This window comes from Sporolituus thermophilus DSM 23256 (genome assembly GCF_900102435.1).
Taxonomy (GTDB): Bacteria; Bacillota; Negativicutes; order Sporomusales; family Thermosinaceae; genus Thermosinus; species Thermosinus thermophilus.
Window position 1 is genome coordinate 14,924 of the sequence record NZ_FNBU01000006.1, and the last position, 26,121, is coordinate 41,044.

The 26,121-nt window shown below is 52.6% G+C and carries 23 protein-coding genes and 2 riboswitches; of the genes, 19 read left to right on the plus strand and 4 right to left on the minus strand.

From position 1 onward, the window contains the following. The first annotated feature begins 37 nt into the window (after nt 1-37). The 3 genes from hpdB to hpdA are packed head-to-tail and all read left to right on the plus strand — an operon-like array spanning nt 38 to nt 4,019. Entirely contained in the window at nt 38-2,752 is a 2,715-nt protein-coding gene (gene hpdB, locus BLQ99_RS05020; protein WP_093688758.1) for a 4-hydroxyphenylacetate decarboxylase large subunit, read from the plus strand. 4 nt (nt 2,753-2,756) lie between these two features. After that, nucleotides 2,757-3,023: a 4-hydroxyphenylacetate decarboxylase small subunit gene (hpdC, locus tag BLQ99_RS05025; protein ID WP_093688760.1), complete on the plus strand. Its 267-nt coding sequence runs from the start codon at nt 2,757-2,759 to the stop codon at nt 3,021-3,023. 48 nt (nt 3,024-3,071) lie between these two features. After that, nucleotides 3,072-4,019, plus strand: a complete 948-nt coding sequence (gene hpdA / locus BLQ99_RS05030; protein WP_093688762.1) for a 4-hydroxyphenylacetate decarboxylase activase — start codon at nt 3,072-3,074, stop codon at nt 4,017-4,019. 148 nt (nt 4,020-4,167) lie between these two features. Here the strand turns inward: hpdA and BLQ99_RS05035 are convergent, their stop codons facing one another. Both BLQ99_RS05035 and BLQ99_RS05040 read right to left on the minus strand, forming a co-directional pair. After that, nucleotides 4,168-6,216, minus strand: a complete 2,049-nt coding sequence (locus tag BLQ99_RS05035) for a methyl-accepting chemotaxis protein (RefSeq protein ID WP_245690275.1) — start codon at nt 6,214-6,216, stop codon at nt 4,168-4,170. Nucleotides 6,217-6,419: 203 nt separating this feature from the next. Then, nucleotides 6,420-6,508, minus strand: a riboswitch (cyclic di-GMP riboswitch). 152 nt (nt 6,509-6,660) lie between these two features. Beyond that, the gene (locus BLQ99_RS05040) at nt 6,661-6,882 is read right to left on the minus strand and encodes a helix-turn-helix domain-containing protein (protein WP_093688764.1); all 222 of its coding nucleotides are present in this window, start codon (nt 6,880-6,882) and stop codon (nt 6,661-6,663) included. Between the two features lie 263 nt (nt 6,883-7,145). Continuing rightward, a riboswitch (cyclic di-GMP riboswitch) is annotated at nt 7,146-7,233 on the plus strand. A 136-nt stretch (nt 7,234-7,369) separates the two neighbouring features. Here BLQ99_RS05040 and BLQ99_RS05045 point away from each other — a divergent pair. The 13 genes from BLQ99_RS05045 to BLQ99_RS05105 all read left to right on the plus strand — a co-directional run bounded on the left by BLQ99_RS05045 (nt 7,370) and on the right by BLQ99_RS05105 (nt 21,478). Continuing rightward, nucleotides 7,370-8,077: an HD-GYP domain-containing protein gene (locus BLQ99_RS05045; protein WP_093688766.1), complete on the plus strand. Its 708-nt coding sequence runs from the start codon at nt 7,370-7,372 to the stop codon at nt 8,075-8,077. Between the two features lie 7 nt (nt 8,078-8,084). Further along, nucleotides 8,085-8,450 carry a response regulator gene (locus BLQ99_RS05050; protein WP_093688768.1) on the plus strand — a complete coding sequence of 122 codons (366 nt, stop codon included), beginning with the start codon at nt 8,085-8,087 and terminating at the stop codon, nt 8,448-8,450. Nucleotides 8,451-8,479: 29 nt separating this feature from the next. Further along, on the plus strand, nt 8,480-8,968 hold the full coding sequence (locus BLQ99_RS05055; RefSeq protein ID WP_093688770.1) for a chemotaxis protein CheX: 489 nt from the start codon (nt 8,480-8,482) through the stop codon (nt 8,966-8,968). Next, a complete protein-coding gene (locus BLQ99_RS05060) occupies nt 8,959-9,420 on the plus strand; it encodes a chemotaxis protein CheX (protein ID WP_093688772.1) in 462 nt (153 codons plus the stop codon). The genes BLQ99_RS05055 and BLQ99_RS05060 overlap by 10 nt, the downstream gene beginning before the upstream one ends. 30 nt (nt 9,421-9,450) lie before the next feature. Continuing rightward, nucleotides 9,451-10,797 (plus strand): tetratricopeptide repeat protein, encoded by a 1,347-nt coding sequence (locus BLQ99_RS05065; protein WP_093688774.1) that lies wholly within the window; start codon nt 9,451-9,453, stop codon nt 10,795-10,797. Between the two features lie 9 nt (nt 10,798-10,806). After that, nucleotides 10,807-11,592 carry a ParA family protein gene (locus BLQ99_RS05070; protein ID WP_093688776.1) on the plus strand — a complete coding sequence of 262 codons (786 nt, stop codon included), beginning with the start codon at nt 10,807-10,809 and terminating at the stop codon, nt 11,590-11,592. After that, entirely contained in the window at nt 11,589-12,386 is a 798-nt protein-coding gene (locus BLQ99_RS05075) for a chemotaxis protein CheW (RefSeq protein ID WP_093688778.1), read from the plus strand. Before BLQ99_RS05070 ends, BLQ99_RS05075 begins: the two co-directional genes overlap by 4 nt. 22 nt (nt 12,387-12,408) lie before the next feature. Beyond that, complete coding sequence (locus BLQ99_RS05080; RefSeq protein WP_093688780.1) at nt 12,409-14,352, plus strand: methyl-accepting chemotaxis protein; 1,944 nt, start codon at nt 12,409-12,411, stop codon at nt 14,350-14,352. A 21-nt stretch (nt 14,353-14,373) separates the two neighbouring features. Further along, entirely contained in the window at nt 14,374-15,921 is a 1,548-nt protein-coding gene (locus BLQ99_RS05085; RefSeq protein WP_093688782.1) for a chemotaxis protein CheW, read from the plus strand. 23 nt (nt 15,922-15,944) lie between these two features. Continuing rightward, nucleotides 15,945-17,042, plus strand: coding sequence for a protein-glutamate methylesterase/protein-glutamine glutaminase (locus BLQ99_RS05090; protein ID WP_093688784.1), 1,098 nt, complete (start codon nt 15,945-15,947; stop codon nt 17,040-17,042). A 33-nt stretch (nt 17,043-17,075) separates the two neighbouring features. After that, complete coding sequence (locus BLQ99_RS05095) at nt 17,076-17,900, plus strand: CheR family methyltransferase (protein ID WP_093688786.1); 825 nt, start codon at nt 17,076-17,078, stop codon at nt 17,898-17,900. Between the two features lie 21 nt (nt 17,901-17,921). Continuing rightward, complete coding sequence (locus BLQ99_RS05100; protein WP_093688788.1) at nt 17,922-20,159, plus strand: chemotaxis protein CheA; 2,238 nt, start codon at nt 17,922-17,924, stop codon at nt 20,157-20,159. A 374-nt stretch (nt 20,160-20,533) separates the two neighbouring features. Next, on the plus strand, nt 20,534-21,478 hold the full coding sequence (locus BLQ99_RS05105; RefSeq protein ID WP_342721893.1) for a DinB/UmuC family translesion DNA polymerase: 945 nt from the start codon (nt 20,534-20,536) through the stop codon (nt 21,476-21,478). A 199-nt stretch (nt 21,479-21,677) separates the two neighbouring features. Here BLQ99_RS05105 and BLQ99_RS05110 read toward each other — a convergent pair whose 3' ends face one another. Further along, nucleotides 21,678-22,463 carry a response regulator transcription factor gene (locus BLQ99_RS05110; protein WP_171904598.1) on the minus strand — a complete coding sequence of 262 codons (786 nt, stop codon included), beginning with the start codon at nt 22,461-22,463 and terminating at the stop codon, nt 21,678-21,680. 64 nt (nt 22,464-22,527) lie between these two features. On the opposite strand from BLQ99_RS05110, the gene BLQ99_RS14740 reads away from it, so the two are divergent. From BLQ99_RS14740 to BLQ99_RS05120, 3 genes are all read left to right on the plus strand, one after another. After that, on the plus strand, nt 22,528-22,716 hold the full coding sequence (locus BLQ99_RS14740; protein WP_143005871.1) for a hypothetical protein: 189 nt from the start codon (nt 22,528-22,530) through the stop codon (nt 22,714-22,716). 373 nt (nt 22,717-23,089) lie between these two features. After that, nucleotides 23,090-24,628, plus strand: coding sequence for a putative bifunctional diguanylate cyclase/phosphodiesterase (locus BLQ99_RS05115; RefSeq protein ID WP_143005872.1), 1,539 nt, complete (start codon nt 23,090-23,092; stop codon nt 24,626-24,628). A 93-nt stretch (nt 24,629-24,721) separates the two neighbouring features. Then, on the plus strand, nt 24,722-24,925 hold the full coding sequence (locus tag BLQ99_RS05120; protein WP_143005873.1) for a hypothetical protein: 204 nt from the start codon (nt 24,722-24,724) through the stop codon (nt 24,923-24,925). Nucleotides 24,926-25,139: 214 nt separating this feature from the next. Here BLQ99_RS05120 and BLQ99_RS15255 read toward each other — a convergent pair whose 3' ends face one another. Then, the gene (locus BLQ99_RS15255) at nt 25,140-25,988 is read right to left on the minus strand and encodes a methyl-accepting chemotaxis protein (RefSeq protein WP_093688796.1); all 849 of its coding nucleotides are present in this window, start codon (nt 25,986-25,988) and stop codon (nt 25,140-25,142) included. Between the last annotated feature and the right edge of the window lie 133 nt (nt 25,989-26,121).

Here is a 26,121-nt window from a genome sequence, read left to right on the forward strand (position 1 = left end):
GCTTGCTTCAAATAGAGTAGTAAGCGGAGGAGTGTACATGGCGAAAAAATTGGTCGATATTCTTGAAGAAAAAGGGATGTCGCTGAATTTGCAGTATGGCGGCAACACACCGGCCGGGCTGGCGGAGCGTGAAATAAAAAAAGAACCGCATCCACGAGCGAAAAAACTGCGTGAGCTTTATTTTAACGCGCTGTCGTCGGTATCGGTGGAATTTCCTTATTGGTATACCCGCAAATACCAGGAACTCGAACATGAAATTCCCGTAGTGCGGCGAGCCGCGGCGCTGAAGCATGCGTTTTCCCATATTACCCCCGTAATCTGGCCCGGTGAAAAGCTGGTAGGGGGCAAGGCGGCGTATTACCGCGGCTCGTTCCCCATGCCGTGGCTGTCGGAAGGCTTTTTTATGGCCAAGGAAGATGAATTGTACCAGGCGGCATTGTCCAAAGGCGGCGCCAGCGCCGATGAAGTCAGCAAGTTTGGCGCCGGCGGCGGCAACGTGACCCAAAGTTTCGGCAATGTTGTCTCGATCGCCGGCAAGTTCGGCATTCGCGCCGAGGAAGTTCCGGCCCTGCTAAAATTGGCGCGCACCTGGGCGGGCAAATCGGTCGACGACCTTGGCCACAAGTACGAGCAAATGGTTCCGGAATATAGCGTTAAGGAACAGGTCATGCGCAGCGTCATCTGCATGTTTGACTCCGGGTACACGTTGCCGCAGGGCCGGGAAGTAATCAATTACTATTATCCGTTGCAGTACGGCTATGACGGGCTCATTGCTATGGCCAAAGAACGCAAGGCAAGAGTTGCCGGGCGCGCCGACGGCGACGGCCTTATCGGCATGGACCGGCTGTATTTTTATGAAAGCGTAATCCTGGTGCTCGAAGGCATTCAGGCCTGGCATCTTAATTACGCCCAAGAAGCCCGGCGGCTGGCCTCAGCATGCTCTGACCCGGTACAAAAGGCAGAATATGAGGAAATTGCCGAATGTATGGAATGGATTGCCCATAAGCAGCCGCGCACTTTCCGGGAAGCCCTGCAAATGGTTTACATGATCCATATTGCCGTACTCAACGAAGACGCTATTTCCGGCCTGTCGCCCGGCCGCATCGGCCAAGTCTTGTATCCATGGTTTGAACAAGACATCGCCGCCGGACGGACGACGGAGGAGGAAGTGCTCGAGCTGTTAGAGTGCTATCGCGTTAAAATGACGTGTATTGACTGCTTTGCCTCCATGGGCGTAGTCGGCGGGGTGTTATCAGGCAATACCTTTAACAACGTCAGCCTCGGCGGTCTGACGCGTGACGGCCGGTCGGCCGCCAACCGCCTGGAAATGCTTATTTTGGAAGCGGGCATGAAATGTGAAACAACGCAGCCGACCTTGTCCGTGCTGTATGACGAAAAACTCCCCGAAGATTTTCTGCTGAAAGCCATTGAATGCAATAAGACCGGTACGGGTTATCCTGCCTGGATAAATAACCGCGGGGCCATGGAGTTTCTTATGAAGCAATACGGGCCGGAAGGCATGACGCTGGAGGACGCCCGCGCCGTCGCGATCGGCGGCTGCCTGGAAACTTCACCCTGCATATGGCTGGAATTAACCTTAAACGGCAAAAAGTATTGGGTGCCCGGCGGCGCCGGCCAGCCTACCAGCGTCGGCGTTCACTTTATCGCTAACCCCAAAGTCCTCGAGTTGGTTTTGTTTAACGGTTTTGACCACCGGACTGGTGAACAAGTGTTGCCGCCGCACAACAAGAAGCTTGAGACTTATGAAGAACTTTGGGAAACATTCAAGGAATACTATGAGCTTGTTGTCGACTGTCTGGTGAAAACAAACAATATCCAGCACGATATCTGGCGCAAGCAGAATATGGCCGTATTTAACTCCCTGCTCAAGCCTGACTGCCTCGACAAGGGGCAGCATATCGGCAATCTCGGCTACCGGTATAACGCCACCTTCAACATTGAATCGTGCGGCCAGATTAATATGGTTAACTCGCTGGCGGCGCTCAAAAAATTGGTTTATGACGAAAAAAAGTATACGCTTGAGGACATGCGGGAGGCCGTTCTTAACAACTTCGGCTTTAAGACGGCAGCCGAAGCGGGCAGCTTCTCCCTCGCGGCGCAGGAAAAACGGGATGATGCCGACACGCGCTTTGACGAGATCCACAGCGACTGCCTGAAAGCGCCTAAATACGGCAATGATGACCCCTATGCCGACAGTATCCTGCAAGAATACGAAGAATGGTTCTGCGCAATGTGCCGTAAATTTGAATCGCTCTACGGCCGACCGATGTATTCTTGTCAGATTTCGGTTTCCACCCACGGCGCCCAGGGAGCAGTCACGCTGGCGTCGCCTGACGGCCGCCTGGCCGGAACGACTTATGCCGATGCGTCCATGTCAGCTTATCCGGGTACTGACCGGAACGGGCCGTATGCGCTGTTTGAGTCGGCGTGCTGCTGGGACCATTCCCAGTCGCAGAACTCGCAAATGAACCTGAAAATCCATCCCAATGCGGTGCGCGGCATCAGCGGCTCACGCAAGCTGCTCGAGCTGACCCGGGCATATCTGCGCCGCGGGGGCTTTCATATCCAGTACAATATTGTCGATTCGAACGTCCTTAAAGATGCCCAGCAAAACCCGGATAAATACCGCGACCTGATGGTCCGCGTCGCCGGCTTTACCCAATACTGGGTGGAAATTGGCAAACCGATCCAGGACGAGGTCATTGCCAGAACCGAATATGAAGGGGTGTAAAGTGATGGACAAAGCAGCACTCAACCATAACGACTGCCGCAATTTTATCCCCATTGACGTAGCAAAGGGAATATGCAATGTCCACCAAAAGGAAATATTAACCGACGGGCAAATATGCCCCAAGTTTGATGCGATGCCCAAGTGCAAGCACTGCGCTAACTTTACCGAGCCTGATGAAAAACTTATCGGCCGTTGCCTTGGTTTTGGCGATAACTACTGGACGTTCGGCGAGCTTAAGGCTGCTGTCTGTGAACATTTTCGGGGCAAGTGAGCCGACGGCCGGCGGGGCGCAAAGCCCTATAAGCGAGGGTGATTGGTTTTGCCAAACAGCAAAGGCCTGATTTTCGATATTCAAAGCTATTCGGTTCATGATGGGCCCGGATGTCGGACGCTGGTCTTCATGATGGGCTGTCCCCTGCGGTGCGGTTGGTGCGCCAATCCGGAAGGGTGGGAAGCTCGTCGGCGACTAATGTTCCGGGCGACTAAGTGCGTCCGTCCGCAGCGCAAGTGCCGCCGGTGCGCGCCTGTCTGTCCAGAGCAGGCGGTTGACGGCGGTGAAAAGCACGAACGGATAAAAATTAACTGGGATAAGTGCCGCCATTGTGCGAGCTTTGCCTGTGCGGCGGCCTGTCTTAACGAGGCGCTCACCGTCTGCGGCCGGGAAATAACCGTTGAAGAACTGACGCGGATCTTAAACCGCGACCGGCATTATTGGGGTTCGGACGGCGGGGTCACTTTCAGCGGCGGTGAGCCGCTCGTGCAGCAGGATTTTTTGCTGGCAGCTTTAAAAAGGTGCCGGGAAAGTTATATCCACACTGCCATCGAGACCAGCGCTTATGCGCCGTGGCCGGTTTTCAGCGATGTCATGGCCAATATTGATTTTGCATTTATCGATATAAAACATATGGATCCGGATCAACACAAAAATAAAACCGGGGTATCGAACGAATTAATATTGAACAATATCCGCGCGCTCAAGGCGAATGGCTGGCCGGGGCGGCTGATAATCCGCATGCCGGTGATTGCCGATTTTAATGATAGTGAAGATAACATTAACGCTATGATTGCCTTTTTCAGAGAGATCGGCCAGAACGAAATCAATATTTTGCCGTTTCACCGCCTGGGCGACTCAAAATGGACGCAGTGCGGCATGGTTTATCCCTACCGCGACTATGAAGCGACGCCGGAGCATGTGCTCGACCATATTCAGGAGCTGTTTCTGGCCAATGACATATTGTGTTATGTAGGGCACGAGACGCCCTTTTAGCGGCGCAGCAGTGGGAACTGCGCTGTGTATACCAACGGGACGGCAATTATACGGCCATAATATATGACGCCAATTGGCGGGTTGACTGCCAGTAAGTTAAAAAGGCCCTGGTCTTGTGCCAGGGCCTTAATATTTATATATCCAGGCGTTACACTTTGAAGTGCTCGACTTGCTCGTCCAGCCGTTTGGCCACGTTCAGCACCTGCTGGGCGCCGGCGGCGATTTCTTCGGTCGAGGCAGTAAGCTCTTCGGCCGAAGCGGCAATCTCTTCGGAAGCGGCCGACGTCTCTTCCGACACGGCGCTGACGCTCTGGACGCGGTCCAGTACCGCGTCTTTGGATTTAACCGTTTTGTCCATTTCCTGGTACGCGGCCGCGATCATGGGAGCAATAGCCGCTACCGAAGCGAGGATGTGGTCAAACGACCTGACGGTATTCTTGACATTTTCGATTTGATTTGTCACTTGGTCTTGCGTTATTCGGGCAGTCTCCACTACTTCGCCGGTTTCAGCGCCGACGGTGTCCAGCAGGGCTTTGATTTTGTCGGCTGAAGCGCGCGACTGCTCGGCCAGCTTGCGCACTTCTTCGGCTACCACGGCAAAGCCGCGGCCGGCTTCGCCCGCCCGCGCCGCTTCGATGGCGGCATTGAGAGCCAATAGGTTGGTTTGGTCGGCTATGCCGGTAATTACGCCCATGATTTCCCCAATTTGGCCGACCGATTTGTCCAGGTTAGCAAGTTTTTCCGTAACCAGCTGAAAAGCCTGTCTGACATTGTCGATCGATGCGGTGAGCAAATCCAGTTCCTGTCTGCCTTTGCCGGCCAGTTCGGTTGTTTCTTCACTATTGGCTTTAACGTTATTAAGTGCGGTATAGACTTTTTCGAGCTGGGCGGAAATAGCGCCAATAAGGGCGACGATGTCCTGCAGGCTGGAGGCCTGGTTTGACGCGCCGGCAGCCACTTCCTGAATGGCTTTGGCCACTTCGTTAGAGGATGACGCTACTTCCTGGGAGGCGGCGCTCAAGCTTTCCGAGCTTGTCGACAATATCTTGGCGTCGCTACGAATGCTGCCAATAAGGGGGCGCAGGTCATGCTGCAGTTTGTCAAGCGCCCTGGTTAATTGGCCGATCTCGTCCTCACGGCGGAGGAACTTTTCCGGTACTGCCCTGGTGAAGTCGCCGTCGGCAATGACGCTTAAGTGGTCGACCGCCAGCTTCAGCGGGACAGCAATGCTCCGGGCGATGAAGACCGTCAGGGCCAGGGCGATGGCGAGCACCAGCGCGGAAACCACCAGCAGCACCCGGTTTAGACCGGCTACCTTATCCAGCACTTCATCTTCCGGGGCGTTAATGGCGACTGACCAGCCGGTGCTCTTGACCGGGGCAAAGGCAACATATTTCTTTTGTCCTTGATAGGTGTAGACACCTACGCCTTCCTCGCCTTTGGCCATCCGGGAGATGATAGCCGCCAGTCCGGCCAGCTCTTGATTAGTCTTGGCCTCTTCGATGAAATTTACCTGTTTAAGAACAAGTTCTTGATCTTTATGGCCGATCGTTTTACCGGTACTATCGACCGCGAAGGCATAGCCAGTTTGGGCATAGGAAAGGCTGCCCACGGTCTTGGCAAAATGGGCGCCGTCAACGATGCCGAAGACCACACCGGTTATCTCGCCGCTAGCATAGTGGCGGACCGGGGCGGCCACGCCAAACATGACCGAGTTGTCTACTTTGCTGACCAATGTACTGGATATATATGTTTTGCCGGCCAGCGCCTGCTTGAAGTAGTCCCGGTCGGCAAGGTCGGCGGTCCTGCCGTCCGGATAAAAGGCCTTGCCGGACTTGTCGATGAGACCCATGCGTTTAAAGCCCAGTTTTTCTGCCTGTTGCAGTTCCGCAGCCAAAACAGCGAGTTTTTCTTCTAAAGTAGCTTCCCGGTCGCCGGCTTTGCCGCGGACGACATTGCGCGCCGCCACGTTTTCCACTATATATTTGAGGGTATCAATGCGATTGTCCTGCATGGCCGTATATTGTTTGACCACTTTCAGCATGCCATCTTCGGCTTCGGCTTTTACCGCCTCGCCGGCGCGGTTGGTACTGACCAACCAGAGCGCCAGACACCCTGCCAGCACGACCAGGCCAAAAAACAGGGTCATCTTTGTCAGTAGGCTTTTCATGTTTATGCGCAAGAATTTCATAAACATATCCTTTCCCCTAACCGCGGCCGCTCCCCGGGCGGCGGCCAGGATAACGCCTCCTTCGCTGAATTTGTTGGCTTTGAATAGTTTACCATCCGTTTGCTAGCTAGGTCCCCAAAAGACATAGTATGTTTTACTTTTATCACCGCCCCTTTTTCAAAATAAAAAATCCTTCTATACGGCTAAAGGTATAGAAGGACCCGCCGCAATCATGCAACCGGCTGCCATAGAATAACTGCTATTCCTTAGGCCCGTGGCTTTGCGTCCCTGCCTTTCGACAGGTTTGCCTTTGGATAATTGCTTTAAGATAATCGCTATTAAAGTAATTGCCATAAATTAACTTAGACTATTATTAAATATGTTGTCAAGCCTTTTTAATACTTTTTTTAGATGGCTGGGTCGGCGGCACGAGCCCGTCTGTTTATTTCTGGAGGCTTGGTGCTAAAGTTATTATGGCATATTGTCGGTTCGCCCGGTGAGCCAGTCCAGAGAGACATCAAAATAGTCAGCAATAGCAACAACAACATCGAGCGGCGGAATACGGTCGCCTAGCTCCCACCGGCTTACGGTTTGTTTAGATACATTGAAGATTCTGCCGAACTGCTCAGCCGTCAGGTTGTGTTTTTGGCGCAGTTGCCGTAACCTGACACAAAAAATTTCGTGTAGAAACATAAAAACCCCCTTGCGAGTCACCGAAAAGGTGACTATAATTTAAGAAGGTAAAAAAATTGTAAAATGGTGCTGATTGGTGCGATTTGTAGGGCGGCGGTTTTGAAAAGACGGGCGACGTAGCCGCTGCTTGAATAATCAGATCAACTAAAATAAGTTCAATAACGTGGTTGGTAAAGTCCTTTTCGGAATTTGCCAGCCAAGTGCTTACCTGCACGAATTTAAAAGTTGGAAAATTATAAATTTTAAATCGAAATATCAATTGTCGTTGATAAAGGCAAACCCGGTGAAAGCCGGGGACGCAAAGCTACGGGCCTAAATTCGTGGTTAGAATATGGCAGCCGGGTTGCCAAGTCGACAGGTATTAGTATGACTATTTTGCGTGGTAATGGCTGCTTTGAGGCAGCCGTTTTTTTGTGTGCGCCCGGCATGGGCTTGTCTATAGGGTGAAAGGCAGGCAATATAGCGCCAGGCGAAGGGAGAGGGTAAATTGCTGGTAGGTAATGATGACAATAAGTTATGGTTGGGTTTAGACGATGCTGGCGCCTGGCTGGAGGACCTACTTGCTGACAAGACCCGGATAGGTCACGGTATTGACAGCCCGCGAGAAGTCTTTTTGTCTGCGGTTATAAAAGCATTGGTCAATGCCCTGGAAGCCCGAGATCGTTACATTTACCGTCATTCCGCCGGGGTGGCGGTTCTGGCCGGGAAAATTGCCAGCAAGCTTGTCTGGTCGGAGAAAGAAGCGTATTATATTGAGCTTGCCTCGCTTCTTCATGATATTGGCAAGATTGGCATGCCTGACGCGGTTTTGGGCAAGCCTGGCTCCCTGACGCCGGAAGAGTGGGAATTAATGAGGCGGCATCCGGATATTGGAGCAGATATTATCGCCGACATCCCGGGCATGGTGTCGGTAGCCGATATTGTCCGTCATCACCATGAGCGATGGGATGGCCGCGGCTATCCTGCCGGCCTGGCTGGAGCAGCCATTCCGCTGGGGGCGCGCATTGTGGCGGTGGCGGATAGTTTCCAGGCTATGGTTTCGGATCGGCCTTACCGGGCCAGGCGCTCAGCGATACAGGCGATGCAGGAAATCAAGGCTGCTGCCGGCAGCCAGTTCGATCCGGCAGTAGTAGAAGCATTTATCGATGTTTTTAATGAATATTGCGATCATAAAAAACAGGCAACAGGAGGTTAATCTGGATATGGACAAGGTTCGCGTTTTGGTGGTTGATGATTCGCCGTTTATTCACCGGGCTGTCGCCAGGGCCTTTAAGAACGAGGAAAAATTTGAACTTGTCGGGTCGGCTTACAATGGCAAGGAAGGCAGTGCAATGTATTTTGACCTTAAACCGGATGTGGTCATTATGGATATAACCATGCCGGTTATGGATGGGCTGGCGGCTGCCCAAGAAATTTTGGGCAAAGATAACCAGGCCAGGATTATCTTTCAGAGCGCCATGGGTGATGATGAACTGGTTAAAAAGGCCAGAGAAATGGGTGTCAAAGAGTTTATCCAAAAACCGTTCAAAGACGATGAGTTGAAAAATATTATCAGCGCGCTTGTGTAAAGTTGTTAGCCGGAAGGGAGTGGGGCTTTTTGGACCAGTTGGGAAAAAATATAGTGACGGGCTGGTTGCCGGCGGTACGGCGGGTGTTGTGCGAGATGGCAGGCCTGGACATAACGGCAGCCAATTGTTTGCCGCAAAATGATATATTTAGTTCGGCGGGGTTGGCGGTAATTATTGGGGTTACCGGGAAGGCCCCGGGGCGGATTATCCTGGATATGTCTGAGGCGACAGCACGCAAACTGAGTGCTGCTATTAACGGCGAAGATGACCTTGACGATGAGCTTATTATGGATACAGTTGCCGAACTGGGCAATATTTTGTCCGGGCATATCATTACTTGGTTAAACAATAGGCGGGCCGGGTTAGGCCTTATGCTGACTCCTCCGGGAGTGTTTGTCGGCAAGGACCTTAAGATTGTCACGCCTAAGCTGGAGGCGCAAATCATTGTTGTTGACACTCCGGCTGGGCACATTGTCTTGAGCATTGGTTTTGAAAGGGGGATTGAACAGTGGACGTGAAACTAGTCGCCCCCTTTGTCGAAGGCGTAGCGAATATTTTGCCGCAATTCGGGTTTACCCAGGTTCGCCGCGGAAAGTTGGCCTTGAAGGACAAGCTTATCGTTACCATGGACGTTAATGTGCTTATTGGCCTGAATATGGACTTGCATGGGAATGTCGCCTATGCGATGGATGAAGCGACCGCCAAAAAGGTAGCATCGCGCATGATGATGGGTATGCCGGTGGACGAATTAAATGAGTTGGCCCAGAGTGCCGTGGCTGAGCTGGCTAATATGGTTGCTGCCCAAGCTGTGACCATATTGGAAGGGATCGGTAAGCGGGTTAATATTTCGCCGCCGACGCTGGTTATGGGGAAGAATGTTACCGTTAGAATGAGCCGGGTAAAAACACTGGTTGTGGAAATGATTACCGAGGATGGAACAATCGAAATCAATATCGGGCTGGAGGTCTAAAAAGGCTCGCGGGGAAAGGAGGCTGTGGACTTGTCGGTACTTGACATACTGAGCAAAAAAGCGAGGCGGCGCCAGGTGGTGTCTCATCCCGTAAAATCCGAAAGTCCCGAAGTTCGTGCAGCTTATATTGAAGCCGTTACCTGGGCGTTTACGTTGACTTCCATATATGGGGATCGTATGATGGAACGTCTGGACGAACTGAGCGCTTACCTGCGCGAAACTGTCCCAGACAAGGTCAAAATCGGCAATTTTATCGTGCGGGAAGAAGACGTGGATAGTGTTATTAGCCGGCTGGGCGGCAGCGGCAACAGCAGGAAAGTAGCAGCCTTGCTCTTATTCGATTTGTATTTGCTCGCGTTTTCTTCTGGCAAAGCAGTACCGGCAATGCAGGAATTGGCAGACCTTTTGAGTGATGCACTGAATATGCCTGAAGACGGACGACGGTTGTTGGCTTATGCCGCAGCGCGAGCGGCAGACGGGGCGGATCCCAGGCCGGCCATCCTGCAAATAGCCTGCAGTGGTGCGGACTATTGGGATGGTAGCGGCGAAATATTGAACTATATCATCAACTATTATTCGCCGCGCACCGTTTTGCGCGAATATGCGGCAGCCATTTATGGAAGCCGGGCGTGGCATTGCCTGAAGAACGGCCTTTGGGAAAAAGCGCTGGCTGATTTTAATTCTGCTCTGGCGTTAGAACCACGCAACCGCCTGTGGCTGATGGGGCGGGGGTGCAGTTACGCCGAAGCCGGTCAATATCCCCAGGCAATCCTGGATTATTCGCAAGTTTTGCAGCATAATGCAACCGACGCGCTGGCCTATTATTACCGGGCTGGCGCTTATGAGCGGATGGGGGCTTTGGAAGAAGCGCTGTCCGATATTGATAAGGCTATACAATTAAGCGGCAAGGACTACAAGTTTTATCAGCTGGCCGGGGACATCCAGGCTCGGCGGGAGCACTATGCCGATGCTGCCCGTTTTTATGAGTTGGCGCTTGCTAGCGGGGGAGTTACCGGCGAAATTTATAATTCTCTGGCTTATGCTTACTTTCATCAGGGACAAGTCATTGAGGCGATAAGCAAGGTTAATAAAGCGATCGAGACTGAGCCGGATAATCCGGAATGGCTGGACAGCCGGGCCGAGTTTTATCTGAGCATGGAAGACTATGACCAGGTATTGGCCGACTGTGCAAGCGCGCTGCGGTTAGACCCGGAAATATGCCGGCCGTACTATTTGCAGGGTATTGCCTATGAAAAGCTGGGGAATGCGGATGAAGCAGTCCGGTGCTACCAAAAGTTTATTGAGCTGGCGGAGGAAGGACATCCCGACCTGGCTGCCGTGCAGGACAAACTGGCGGGATTGACTCAGAGTTTTTAAAGGGAGGGGTTGGCTACGGAAAAAGCTCTTGCCGCCAAGACGGTCGCCGTTATTAACCAAAAAGGAGGGGTAGGCAAGACTACCAGCACCGTGAATATTGGCGCTGGCTTAAGCAGGTTGGGGGCAAGGGTGTTGTTGATCGACCTGGACCCCCAGGCGAATTTGACTGCCGCTGTGGGGCAAAATGCCGGCGGCCGGTGCATCGCCGATTTGTTTCAGGGCGGACTGACCTGGGAAGAACTGCTGGCCAGGATAAACGATAATTCCTTGGCAGTAGTACCGTCAAGCGTACGCTTAGCCAGCGCCGAGGTGGACTTTGCGACGGTTCCGTCGCGGGAGGGGTTGTTGCGGAAACATTTGGCCGCGGTCTCAGACCGGTTTGACTTTATCCTGATTGATTGTCCGCCAGCGCTGGGGTTTTTGACAATAAACGCGCTGGTGGCCGCCAGCGGGGTGCTATTGCCTGTCCTTCCCGAGTTTTTATCATTGCAGGGAGTGAGCGGGATAGCTGAAGTAATCCGGGTCATCGGCAAGCGTTTTAACCCCGGTCTGGATATAACCGGGATATTAATCAACCGCTTTGACCGGCGTAAATCGCTCCACCGGGAAGTGCAGCAGCGGTTGAAAGAGCGTTTTGACAGCCGCGTTTTTGAGCAGACGGTCAGGGACAACGTTGCCGTGGCGGAAGCGCCCGGTTATGGTCTTGATATTTTTACCTATAGACCGGACAGTGTCGGCGCTAAAGACTATCAGGCGGTCTGTCAGGAGTTTATTAGGCGGTGTTCCCGGCAATGACCAAGAAAAAACGTCGTCCATGCCTGCCAAGCGTGCCAGACTGGCCAGGCAATGTTGTCGGGGCGGGCTGCGATAACAGTAACATAGGTCTTACCGAGGAAACAACTGACCGGTTATTGGCCGTGGCTGGACCGCAGCTAGCTGCGCAGCCGGACTGGGAGAAACTTAAACGGCTTGCCGGTGACCTGGGCAATGCGCTGGACATTCTGACCAGGATGGCATGGCGGGATGGGAGCGGTAGCAGGATGGCGCCGGTCGGCGACGGAGTCCAGCAAGCAGTTAAGATGGCAGCGGAAGTTATCGGCCGGGCGCAGCAGGAAATTGCCCAGTTCCTGCTGCAGGCCGGCGTAATTGATAGCGGCCTGGCTTTAGGTTCGGCGTGCCATAATGCGGACGGTCTAATTGTAAAAGCCGGCGGTCTGCCAATATTTATCGAAAACAGATATATCCTGGAAATTGCTAAAAAATCGGACCGGGATGTTATTAATTTCCGGGGCCGGAGTTTTATCCACCACCGCGGAAAAATGACCGAGACCTTCAGGCTGGCGGAAATACTAGCGGCAAGTTGTCAGGGAAGTCCAGACGAGGCGACAACTCTGACCGTTCTCTTTGTTCTGCTTGAAAATACGCCGGTAGCCTTGATCGTTGACGAAGTAATTGGCCGGGAACGGGTAATGTATACTGTTTTGCCGGAATACCTGCGATCGGCGCCGGGAATAACCGGCGCGGCGGTAAGCAGTAAGGGCGAAGTCTTGCTGATAATTGATGTAGATGGCTGTTTTGTCAATACATAAAATTAATTAGGAGGATTGGACAATGGAAAAAAAGTTGGCACGACCCGTATCTATGGTGCAATCCCGGGAGGTAAGCGGAGAAACTGTTGGCGACAGCGAGGTGCAGCAAAAGCGGGCAGCGGCTAAAAGACGCGCGCAGGAGAAGGCGCGGGCGCGGACGCTTGCCAAACAGCAGCAGCTGGCGGAACGTATTGCTACGGCTACCGAACAGCTGGCCGCAGGGCTTGAAGAGGCCGGCAACGCTGCGGCCGAGTTAGGCGCTACGGTGGCGCAGATTACCCAGGGGGCAGAACAAGCTTCGGCTGCGGCCGACGAGTCCAGGGCGGCAATAACCCAGATCGAAAGGGCGGCCATCGCCGGTGAAGACCGGGCCAAGCGCTGTCTGGACATGGCAAATAACCTGCAGGATTTGCTCCGCAGTACCGGCATGGATATCAACCGGCTTATTGACGGGGTTAAGGCTGCCGCCAACAGTAATATGGAATCAACCCGGCTGGTCAGCGAGCTGGAGAACCAGTCGCGGGAGATAGGCAATATTGTGGAAGCGGTTGTGCGTATCGCCGACCAGACCAACCTGCTGGCGCTTAATGCCGCCATCGAAGCGGCGCGGGCCGGCGAACACGGCCGGGGGTTTGCCGTAGTCGCCGATGAGGTGCGGAACCTTGCGGAAATATCGGAAAAATCGGCGAGGGACATTCAGCAGCTGGTCCAGGAGATTCGGGATAATGTTCAGATCGTGGTCCGCGACGTGGAAGAAGCGGCGAAAGCCAGTAATGATCAGGTGGAAAAAGCGAAAAAGATCACTTCTGACCTTGCGGTGATTGACCGCGATACGAGTGAAGTCCAAAAAGGGATCGAGGAAGTAGCGCAAAATGCCCAAAATGCTGTTGCCGGCACCAAGAAGTTTTTGGAATTTGCCGAACAGGTAGCCGCGGCTGCCGCCGAGCAGTCAGCGGCGGCGGAAGAGATCGCCAAGTCGACTGCCGAACAGAGCCGGGCTTTTGACGAGATGAACGTGGGCGCCAATGATTTGGCGGAAATGGCCGAACAGCTAAAAACTTCGACCGATACTCAAAAGTCCTCGGAAGAGGTGGCCGCCGCCGCTGAGCAGCTGTCAGCAAACGTGGAAGAAGCCAGCAATGCGGCGCAGCAGATTATGGCAGCCATCGAACAGCTGGCCAAAGGGGCCAGGGTTCAGGCCGAAATGGCGGCGAAAAGCGCTGAACTGGGCCAGCAGCTGTCGGCGGCGGCTCTGCAGATGAAAACGCGTGCCGGCGAATCGACCAAACGGGTTGGGGAACTGAAAAAATTGCTGGCGGCCAACAAGATTGGCGTTGATGAACTGATCGCCGGGATTTCCGGCGCGTTCGAGGCCAGCATGGTATCGGCCCGCAATATAAAACAACTGGAAGATACCACCCGGAGAATCGACAAGATTGTCGACGCTATCGTTAATGTCACTATTCAGACCAATATGCTTGCCGTCAACGGCTCGATCGAAGCGGCCAGAGCGGGCGAGTACGGCCGGGGCTTTTCGGTGGTGGCCGGTGATATCCGGACGCTGGCCAACGAATCAGCCGATAACGCCGATAAAATCAAAGACCTGGTCCGCAATATCCAGGCGCAGATCCAGAAGGTTACCGAAGACATTGAGACATCGGCAAGAGTGGCTGCCGAAGAAGTGGAAAAGGCCAAGAAATGCACGGAAAACCTGGTCTTGATTGAAAGCGACATGGAAAAAGTGATGACTATTGTCAGCGAAGTCGAAACAGGGGCGCAAGAATCGTTGACCGCACTGGAGCAGGCGGCCAAAGGGGTCGATCAGATTGCGGCAGCGGCCGAACAGGCGGAAAAAGCGGTACAGGAAGCTGAGGCTGCGGCTAAAGAACAAGCGAAAGGCATGCGGGAGCTGGCGGAAGCCATCGAAGAAATTGCCGGTCTGGCCGATGAGCTACAGACAATGTAGCATATAAAGAGGTGAAACAAAATGGCGGACAGTTTGCAAAAGGAAAGATCGGCGTTTGATGAGCGTCAGCTAGTCACATTTTTTCTCGGGCGGGAAGAGTTCGGCACCGATATTATGAAAGTCCGGGAAATTGTGCGCCTGCCCAGTGTTACGCAAATTCCCCAGGCTCCATATTATGTAAAGGGCATTGCCAACCTGCGTGGGACGATACTCCCGGTGATTGACGGGCGCTCGCTGCTGGGAGTGGACTGTCAGACGCAAGACGAGAGTACGCGGGTGCTTGTTGTTGATGTCAATGGTTCGATTACTGGTATTATTGTTGACCGAGTATCGGAAGTCGCCAGGGTGTCCGGCAGTGTGATCGAGGCGCCGCCGCCGGTCTTGCGCGGCAGTGTTGATGCCGGCGGTATTAGTGGTGTTGTAAAGCTTAATGATGGCCGGCGCATTATCATGGTCTTGGACATGGACAGCTTGTTAGACCTTCGGTTCATGCAAACAGGAGGAGCAGCTTCCGCCGCTGCGGGAGTTGCCGGTTCGGAGGTCAGAATGGCGGCTGAGGCCAGAGAAATGGACGAGGACCAGCTGGTGACCTTTACGCTGGCGGGCGAAGAATATGCATTTAACATTATGCATGTAAAAGAGATTATCCGTGCGCCGGAGATAACAAAAGTGCCCAATACCGTTCACTACATTGAAGGCGTTGTCTCCATCCGCAACCAGTTGTTGCCGATTGTCAACTTGCGCTCGTACTTTAGCCTTCCGGATGCCGATATTACAGACTCTTCGCGGGTGATTATTGTGGACATGGGGGCCCTGTCGGTGGGCTTCCGGGTTGACCGTGTCCAGGAAGTCACCAGGGTTGAGCGTAAAATCATCGATCCGCCGCCAGTAATGGATGATGAAGGTAAAGCCGGCTATATCAAAGGGATTGCCAAACTTAATAATGGCGACCGGCTTGTCATGTATCTGGACGCCCCCAAGCTATTGTCAAGCGAGCTTGTGCGGAGCTTGTCAGAAAAAAGTGAGGCGGCAGCGGATAATGTTCAGGCAGAAACCGGGTCAGCCAAAATACTGGTCGAGGAAGAGCAGTTGGTGACTTTTAAGCTCGGCAAGGAAGAGTTTGCTGTCCGGATTAATGATGTCCAGGAAGTCAACCGCATGAGCAGCGTTACGCATATGCCGGGTATGCCTACGTACGTTGAAGGGTTGGTCAACCTGCGGGGCAATATTATCCCAGCGCTCAATCTCCGGCGCCGCTTTGGGATGGCTGACCGGGAGAGGGACGATGCTACCCGCATTGTCATTGTCGATATTAATAACCGTAAGATCGGTCTGGTTGTTGATGCCGTTTCCGAAGTCCTCCGTATTGAACGGAATTTTATTGACAAAACGCCGGATGTCATTTCCGGCGGCATTGACCCCCAGTATGTAAGCGGAGTTGCCAAATTGAACGGAGGACAGCGCATGGTCTTAATCCTTGACCTGGAAAAAGTAGTTGCTTTTGTCAGTTGCCGTTCGGCCGAAAGCGATGAGCCGGTGGCGAAGAGAAAACGGTCGACGGCAAATTAAATATTGGCTAAACAGGTGGATATATGGCAACAAAAATCCGGGTGTTAATTGTCGACGATTCGGCGATGATGCGCCGCATGATAAAAAATATTTTGGAGACCGATGCTGAAATAGAGGTCGTTGGCACGGCCCGCGACGGCGAAGACGCGTTGGTAAAGGCCCGGGAGTCCCGACCCGACGTAGTGACCTTGGACGTAAATATGCCGGTCATGGACGGCTTGACCTGTCTGGTGCACTTATTGGAAGAACAGCCGGATATAGAAGTCGTCATGCTTAGCTCTTTGACCCAGGAAGGCGCGCTGACGACCTTTGAAGCGCTGGAACTCGGGGCGTTTGATTTTGTCGGCAAACCGTCCGGAACAGTATCAGCCAACCTGTACATTGTTGGCAAAGAAATCATTGCTAAGGTAAAGGCCGCGGCTAAACACCGGCGGCGCAACAAAAGAAAGGCGGAGAGGCCTGTGCGGCCGTCTCCGTCGCTCTTGTCTGGCGCGGTCAAGCGCACTGCAGCCGGCGAAACGTCGGGAGTGGCGCCTGTTGTTGTAGTCATTGGCGTGTCTACCGGCGGGCCGGGCACGCTTATGGAAATTCTCCCCAAACTGCCGGCCGATTTAAAGGCAGGCGTAATTGTTGTCCAACATATGCCGCCGATGTTCACTGCTTCGTTTGCCCAACGGCTGGATGCGTATTGTCGGCTGCCGTTCAGCGAGGCCCGTTCGGGTGATAGGCTGTTTGCCGGACGGGGTTTTGTAGCTCCGGGCGGAATGCACCTTGTTTTGCGGAAAAGCAGTGCGACCGGTGAAGTATTGTTGCGACTGACGCAGAGCCCGGCTGATGCGCTATTTATTCCCTCAGTAGATGTGACGATGCGGTCGGCGCTTGAAGTATATGGCCGGAAGATGGTCGGCGTTTTGCTGACCGGTATGGGGAGCGATGGCGCGGAAGCAATGGTGGCTGTCCGCAAAGCCGGAGGTATTACTATTGCGGAAGATGAGTCAACCGCGGTTGTTTTCGGCATGCCGCGCGAGGCTATCGAGCGGGGCGGCGCGTCGGTTATCGCTCCTGCCCATAAAATTGCCGAAGAGATTGTAAAAGCCGTAAAAAGGGTTGCTATGGAATAAATTTGGGGCCGCCTGGCCGGGAAAAGGTGAAAGATGCTTTCGGACAGAGAATTTAAGCAGTTTGCCAAATTAATTTACGAACGCACCGGGATATGGTTCGAGGATAATAAGAGGGCATTTTTGCTCCGGCGCATTCGTGAGCGAATGAACAGCCTGGGGATGGCCGATATTGACGAATATTATCAACAGCTGTATTTCATAAACAATGAAAAAGAATGGCAGGAACTTGTTAACCGGCTGACAATCAATGAGACATACTTTTTTCGCGATTTTCCCCAACTGGCGGTTTTTGCGGAAGAAGTCCTGCCCCAGGTAGTGAAAGTCAGGGAAGCATCAGGGCAATTAAACTTGCGGCTCTGGAGCGCCGCTTGTTCTACCGGCGAAGAGCCATATACGCTGGCGATTATTTTAAAGGAAATGCTGCCCAAACCGGCCCTTTGGGATATAGATATATTGGCCAGCGACATTAACACCAGAGTCCTGGACCATGCCCTCCGGGGAAACTATGACGACCGGTCGGTGCGGGACGTCCCACCGGAGTATTTGAACCGCTATTTTATCCGCTCGCTGCAGGGTTATACGGTAAAGCCGGAGATAAAGACGATGGTTAATTTTCGTTCCTTGAACCTGCTTGATAGCACGGCTATTCGGGAGCAGGGAGAGTTTGACTTTATTTTTTGCCGGAATGTGTTAATTTATTTTGACGATCATTCACGGCAGAAAGTGGTGGAAGACCTTTACCGGGCACTACGGCGCGGTGGTTATATTTTTTTGGGATATTCCGAATCGGTCAGCCGGATAAATGCCAAATTCAGGGCCGCTCGGGTGGCTGACCACGTTGTATATTACAAGCCTTGACGGCAGGGAGGGGGTTAGGCTTTGTACCGCATTGCAGCCGATGACATTGAGATGCTCCAGAGCTTTGTGGAAGAAAGCACGGAATATCTGGCGGCTATCGAAGCGGCCTTGCTGGAACTGGAGACCGGAGCAGACAAGGTGGGGCTGTTGAATGAAGTTTTCCGTCATGTGCATACAATCAAAGGTCTGTCAAAATTTGTCGAGATACATGAGGTATCTGATTTTACCCACAAGATAGAATCGCTTCTGGATGCCCTGCGCAAGGGAAAAGCTGCCCTGACTCCCGCAATTGTCACTTTCTTGCTGGAAAGTTGTGATGTACTGGGCATGATGCTGACAAGCCTAAGGCAGGCTTATGAACAGCACGGCGGTGGCGATCTCAATATCGGGTCGGTCAGCCCGGCTCAGGTCCAGGAGTTGATAGAGAGTGTAGAAAGGATCTTAACCGCCGGTGTCAGTCCGGAGCCCGAACCGGCGGCGACTGCTCAAGCCGGCATTACTGCCAGCGAGCTCCAATCACTGGCGATTGCCTGGGAGAAGCTGAGCGGTGATACCGTCCTTGAAGAATTTTTGCCAGAAGCGGAAGAGCATCTTGAGTATATTGTCCAGACAGTTTTGCCGGCCCTGGACGGCGGTCAGGAGGCGGACGGGGCGCAGGTCGCCGAGCTGTTTCGCCGCATTCACACGGTTAAGGGGTTGCTGGGCCTAGTGGGGAGCGCGCAAGATGCGGATAATAGCCTGTTTGCCGCGGTCAAGGAGCTAATCGGCATCTTTCAGGAACTGGAAGAAATAGTCGGGCGGGTGCAGGCAAAAGCCATTGACATGAGCGGCCGGGTAATTGACCTGTGTTATGCCGCGATGGACTGCTTGCAAATTTTTATCCAAAAAGCCCACAACCGGGAGGCGGTTGACCTGGCGGCGCTTGTCGCGCCATGGCGGCAGATCGACCGGCGGAGGGCTGATGCCGAGTCTGACGGCGGAACAGCCGTGGAAACGGCGCCTTTGGACAGTCAGGCCGGGAAAAAGCGCCAGGAAGGCGCGAGTAGCGGCAGTACTACCATCCGGGTCAGTGAGGAAAAGGTCAATAAATTGATGAGCGTGACGGGCGAATTGGCTGCCAGCAAAAATTTCCTGGCCGGGTTGGCTAAAAAACTGGCGCTGAAGTATAATTTGCCTAATTTAGCGCGCGAAGTGCGGGAACAGGCTCAATGGTTGGGGCGCCTTACCGACGAGTTGGAAGATGCTGTTATGTCCATGCGGATGGTAGAGATTAAAAGTTTGTTCCAGAAGTTCCCCCGGGTTATTAGGGACATTGCCCTGCGCAGCGGCAAACAGATTGCTTTGCGCATGGAAGGCGAAGACACTGAGCTTGATAAAAAAATCATTGAGCAAATTGCTGATCCGCTCATGCATATTATCCGGAACGCGGCTGACCACGGAATAGAAAGCATAGCGGAAAGAGAGGCTGCCGGCAAGCCACGGGAAGGTATTATTATTTTGCGGGCCTATAACAAGGGGAAGTATATTGTTATCGAAGTAGAGGACGATGGCAGAGGGATGGACCCGGAGAAAATCAAGGCCAAGGCGGTTGAAAAAGGGATTGTTTCCGCTGAACAGGCGGCGGCTATGTCTGAAAAACAAGCCTTGCAATTTGTATTTTTACCCGGGTTTAGTACGGCTAAGAGTGTTACGGAGATTTCCGGCCGAGGTGTCGGCATGGATGTTGTCAAGTCCCAGGTGACCGCTTTAAAAGGGGCGGTGTTTATTGACAGCGTTGTTGGCAAGGGCTCGAAAATTTCCCTGCAGCTCCCGCTAACGCTTGTTGTATCCCGTGGACTGTTGGTCGAGGCCGGAGGAGAAGCGCTTATTTTTCCCTTGGAAAATGTACTTGAAACTATTAAGTTGGAAAAGGCCAAAACAATACAGTGTAAGGGCTATTGGTTGTGCCATCACCGGGGGCGTATACTGGCAATTATGGGGCTGGACAGCCTAATAGGACTGGCGGCTGATAACGTGACGCCGAACGGCCGAGATGGCGAGCGGATACCCGTAGTAGTTGTCACAAACGGACAGAACGACCTAGGGATTATTGTGGACAAATTCATAAGTGAACAAGATGTGCTCGTAAAATCGTTGCCGGAGTGTATGGCGCACACCATCGGGATAAGCGGCGCCGCTATTTTAGGTGACGGCAGGGTCGCCTTGGTAGTGAACGTGCCCGATATAATGGCTCAAGCTGGGATTGGGGTGGAAGAGTGAAGTCTTGAAGTGTCGCTACAGAGGCGATCTTAGCGACGGTTGCAACCTGTCGTCATACCTAAAGGTTGTCAGGGATGGCTAAGAGTAAGATAGGAGAAAATTTATAATCAAAGCTTCCAGCTTTACGGCTGGGGCTTTATTATTTGCGCTAATTAGCATTGAACGTGTCTTGTTTTTCCGCTCAGGTTGGTTTATAATTTTACCGAACAAGTGTTCTAAAACGGAGGTAACAATGGGTAAGGTTTTTGTCCAAATTACGGCTGAGCATAATTTGAACGGTGAAATACGCCCCCTGACCCTTCGCTGGATAAACGGGCGTGTCTACCCTATCGACCGGATACTGGACATCGATATATGCCGATTACACCGATTAGATCGAAAGTTTTGGCATTGACGAGGCATGGCTGGATGTTACAGGCTCAGCCGGCTTGTTCGGGGATGGCGTAACAATCGCCGATGCCATTCGCCGCCGGATGCGCAAGGAACTTGGCATAACGGCGTCTGTCGGCGTTTCGTGGAACAAAATCTTTGCTAAACTTGGCAGTGATATAAAGAAGCCCGATGCTACAACCGTTATTACCAAAGAGAATTTTCGCGATATAGTGTGGCCGTTGCCAGTGGAGGAACTATTGTATGTTGGCCGGTCAACCCGGCGAAAACTAGAGAACCGGGCGATATTCACCATCGGCGATCTTGCCCGGCGCAACGTCGATGATCTGAGGCTTCTGCTGGGCGTCTGTGGGGAAACTCTTTGGAACTTTGCCAACGGCCTCGATACATCTCCGGTGCGCCGCAGCGGCGAGGAAAGCATAGTTAAATCTGTCGGCAACAGCACCACGGCCGTGCGGGACCTGGTTAACATTGAAGATGTTAAGATGATTGTCTATGTCCTTGCCGAAAGTGTCGCCGCCCGGCTCCGTAAACACGGTCTAAAATGTACGATTGTTGCAATTAGCGTCCGGGATACGGAGCTTTGCTCCTTTGAAAGACAAGGCAAGCTCAGCGGCCCGACTTTCGTTTCCGGCGATATTGCCCAAAAGGCCCTGGAACTTTTTATCGCTAACTACCGCTGGCATAAACCGATCCGTAGCCTGGGCGTCCGGGGAACCGGTCTGGTGACTGCGGGCGGTGATATTCAGCTTGGCCTGTTTAATCCAGATAAAACAAAGGTTGAGGACCTGGAACGCACCGGCGATTCCATCAGGCGGCGGTTTGGGCATTATAGCATCCAGCGGGGGGTGATGCTGCTCGATAGGCGGCTAACCGGTTTTAATCCTAAAGACGACCACGTGCTACATCCATTTTCATTTTTTAGGTGATAACAGGGATAAACAGGCGACAACTGTAAGAAAGTTAATGATTGCTGAAAAGCCTCCCGCTTAACCGGGAGGCTTTCGAACTAAAACAAGGCGGCCTGCGGCGCGGTGTCCGGGTGTGCCGGCGGGCGACCGGCAGAAGGGCCGGAGCTTAGCTAATTAGGTACCCACCGCGCCGTTGGCGGCGGAGAGCGAAAGAATACTAGCGCCGGTTATCGTCGGGGAAACAGTCAGGCCCGTGCCGGCGACCGCAAGCTATAAGCAGGTTGCCTGAGCTTCTGCGAAAATCAAGATTGTTTTTGCGATATTCGCGCGGGGTAAGGCCGGTATTGCGATGGAATAAAGCGCTCAAATACTGTTGGCTGGCAAATCCGGCCTTCTCGGCTATTTGGGCGATGCTTAGATCAGGGCGGCTGACCAATAGGTCTTTGACGATTTTTAGACGGAAACTTATAAGGTATTTTGAAAAGGAGTAGCCGACCTCGGCTTTGAAGCGACGACTAAGGTACGATGGGTTAACGTGCACCGCGGCGGCTATATTGGCAAGGGAAAGACGATCGGCGTAATGGTGCTCCAGGATTGTCAGCACTTTAGTTATGAGTGGGGAATAAACAGGCCTGGGGACTTCTTTTTGCAAATATCTGCGGAGAATGGCATTTAGCTCATCAACGGATATTGGTTTGATGAGAAAATCGACGGCGCCGATCTTGATAGCCGCACGGGCGATGGAAAAGTCCTGGTGAGCAGTAACGATGACAATGTCAGTCACCCGGCCGGACTGCCGGAGCTTTCCGGCTACAAGCAGGTCGGACTGGGCCGGGAGATTGATGTTCAGAAATGCTATGTCAAAATAAGTGGTTGCCGTCAGGTCCATGGCTGCCGAGCCGTCGCAGACAGCAAATAAGTGCCAGTGGGGGCAGACAGACTGGATAAGGAGTTTCAGCTGTTCAAGTTCCAGCGGGTCATCGTTCACCAACAGTACATTCATGTTATCACCGCCTTGTAACATGATTGCTGTCAGCGAGCAGTAATAACCAGCAGACTTATGCGGTGTGCCGTTAGCGGAACTCCAGGTGCAGGAATGTCTGGTTGCCAACCAACTGGTTAATGTCGGTACATGGTTGCCTGCCGGCGGTCGTCAGATCATGGCTGGGTATTTGGGATGGAGCGTTGTCATGCGAAGCTTAGTGGGGCCGGTAGTACCAAGTTATAATAAGCGCGCACCTATGGCCGGCTGGTAACTAAGTATGCCCAGACAGACGGCAATTGTTAGCACTCGACAGCGGTGAGTGCTAACAGCATCGTATTAACAATATTATTTAATGCTTCACTTAAAATAGTCAATAGTAAGTCCTTGGCATTATAACATTATGTTTACTTTTTATGCTAGCAGAATTTTGGCGTGAGAGTAAAGATTCCTTAGGGAAATAGTAACCAAAGCTTAAAAATAAGTAAAAAAAATAAAAGAAATAACATTTAAACTTTTATACAATTATTTTAGCAATTTCCAAATTTTTCAGTGGTAGGCACCAACAACCGGCAGGAGACGGTGAACATTATTGCGTCAGGGTGAAAGTTGATCTGGCCGGTAATAGCGGTAGGAGGGACCTCTTTTTGTCAGTTGGTTCCTATATTACGCTAAAAATCGACACTCGTAACGGCAACGTCTGTTCTGCTGAGGGGCCGGGGCTGAGTATCCTGGGCTGCCAAGCAGGGGAACTAGTAGGACGGGATTGGCGCGAACTGCTCTCAGACTTTGCGGCTAAGTTGGGGAATGGTATAAAAGTTTACCATGGCGCGCCGCGGCTGGTGGGCAAGAAAGGGGATGATTTTGCGCAACGGTTGCTGCATATTCAGCTCCCGGGCGCGGTGCCAGGCAGGGAGCAATCAACTGGCGCCCGTATTCCGGGTAAGCGGCAATTGAAAAGAGAGTGGGAGCTATTGACCCGGCAGGCGCCATTGACGATGATGTTATGGGATATAGACTGTCTGGAGCAGATTGCCCGTATATTTGGGCCGGAGGCCAGAAAAAAAGTCCTGAAACATGTAAGCCGACAGGCCGTTAGTCTGGTAGACGACGCGCACCGCTTGTTTAAATTGGGTAACAATGATTTTCTTTTTGTAATAACCGCGAAGGCTGATAGCCAGGCGGCGACTAGGCAATTATTTGCGCGACTTATTGAAAATGCCAGTCAGCCCCTGAAAATCGACAACTACAAGCTGAGTATGACGATTAATGCCGGGTTAGTCCGGTATCCTGATGACGGTACTGATCTGGACGAACTGTTGAAAAAAGGTGGACAGGCTATTTTCAAAGCCCAGCGCAGCGGGCGCAATACTTGGACGACCTATGATCAGGCGATGGAACTTGGCCTGATGCAAGAGATTGCCCTGGGAGCTGACCTTCAAGAGGCAATTTTAACGAATAAGCTTGAGTTGTATTATCAGCCGCAGGCGCAAATTACGACCGGCCAAGTGACCGGGGTCGAAGCGCTACTACGCTGGAAACACCCAGTATATGGAGAGATACCGCCGGCCTGCTTTGTCCCGCTGGCTGAACGGTCCGGCTTTGCCAACCGGCTAACCGAATGGGTGCTGCAACACGCTTGCCGGCAAGGTAAAAAATGGCTGGACGACGGGCTGAGATTTGGCCGGATAGCCGTAAATATTTCGGCTAACTGCTTTGTCGGGGGATGGTTAAATCAGGCGGTAACGAGGGTGCTTGCCGATGTAGGGCTTGACCCGCAATTTTTAGAACTGGAAATTACTGAAAATATTGAGGTTGCCGGCGTAGCCGGGGTGCGCGAGATGCTTGCGGCGTTACGCCGCAGCGGGATAACGATTGCTTTTGATGATTTTGGCATTGGTTATTCCTCGTTCAAGTATATCAAACTGTTTCCCTTGGACACGGTCAAAATTGACAGGTTATTTGTTGCTGATGTGACCCATAATGTCAGCAGCCGCGCTATAGTCCAGGCGGTTATAAGGCTGGCGGCAGACTTGGGATTGCGCACAGTAGCAGAGGGGGTGGAAACGGGAGAACAGCTCAGGTTTTTGCAGGCAGCCGGGTGCGATAGCTATCAGGGCTATTTGTTAAGTCCGCCGGCGCCTGTTCATGATGTTGCCGTTTTACTTTGCCGTCATAGCGGGTAATGAATTCTATTATCGCAGAAAGACCATAGCAAGCAGGGTAAAAGGAGTAACGTCAAACAATGAGCAAATTATCCGGAGTTTTTGTGGCCTATTTTGCAAGCAGACCTAAAGACCGCCAGCGACAAAACCAACGCTTTGTCGGCAACGGCCCAGCAGATTGCTGCCGGGGCTGAAGAGGGCGGGGCGGCCGTTGAAGAGCAGACTGCCACGACGCAGCAGATTAGTAATGCAGCTGGAGTCACTTTGGGGATTGTTGAAGAGCTGCAGTCGCTGGTAAAACAGTTCCGGATAAAATAGCGCTAGCGCCGCGGGCATGAGAATGCGCACCGTCGATGCTTTCGGGAGGCGGTTTGGGCATTACAGCATCCAGCTTTTAGGTGATAACAGGGATAAACGGACGACAACGACAAAAGGCAAAATAACAGCACGGCAAACCTGCCGTGCTGTTTGCTTAGATAGCGTTTGTTCAAACGCCGTGCGTCCCCAGGTTCTTCAGGCGAACGGCGCCGCTCTATTCGGTAAACTCATACAAGGTTTTGGCCGATTCGGACAGGCGGCTGGCCATAACCGCCAGCTCCTGACTGGCCTTGGCCATTTCTTGGATGGCTGTTTCCTGGGAGACAACGCTATGTTCGATGTTTTCAATTTTTTTCGTCAACGTTTCAATTGCCCGGTACATATTGGTCAAGGATTCGGAAATGTTCTTGACCGATTCGGCGCTGGCCGCCGCCAGTTTTCGCACTTCTTCGGCCACAACGCCGAAGCCCCGGCCCATTGCTCCGACCCGGGCCGCTTCGATCGCGGCGTTCAGGCCGAGGAGATTGGTCTGGTTGGCCACCGTCTTGATAAAGGCAATGATTTCATCCGTCTGCCGGGCGGTATTGAGCAGATCCTTGCTCAACCCCCTCAGCTCACTGCCGACCGAGGCCACTTCGGTCGCCCGGCTGGCAAGCTCCTGCATGCCGGCGGTCAGTTCTTCGGAAGAAGCGGCCAGTTCGCTGGTAACATTGTTAATGGTTTCGAAGGACGTTACACTCTGGGTGGTAGTTACGCAGCCTATCACCCGGTCCCCGTCTTTTACGGGCATGGCGTTGGCGATATAGGGAATGCCGTAAGCCGACTTTTCGCGGGGAATGTATTTAACCACTTGTTTTCCTGTTTCCAGCGCTTCCTTAGTGGCGCCTGAACGCACCGGCTCACCGACTCTGGTCCCCAAATCCAAGTCGCTTGCCGGAATATACAGGATGTACTTTCCGTCCCGGGCGATGGTCACGCCGATATCCCCGGCAATTGCATCATTTAGATAAGGCGCCAATTTGCAGAATAAGTCAAGAATTTCGCTGCCCGTTAATTGACTCATCATGACCCCTCCTTAGGAAATAGCTATTTTTTCGACATTTTTGGATAATTCCCCTTTTTATTAAAATTATTTTTCTAATAAAGGGGCGGTCAGGCTTGACTTATTTTGAAAATTGACTTATTTAGCGCAGACG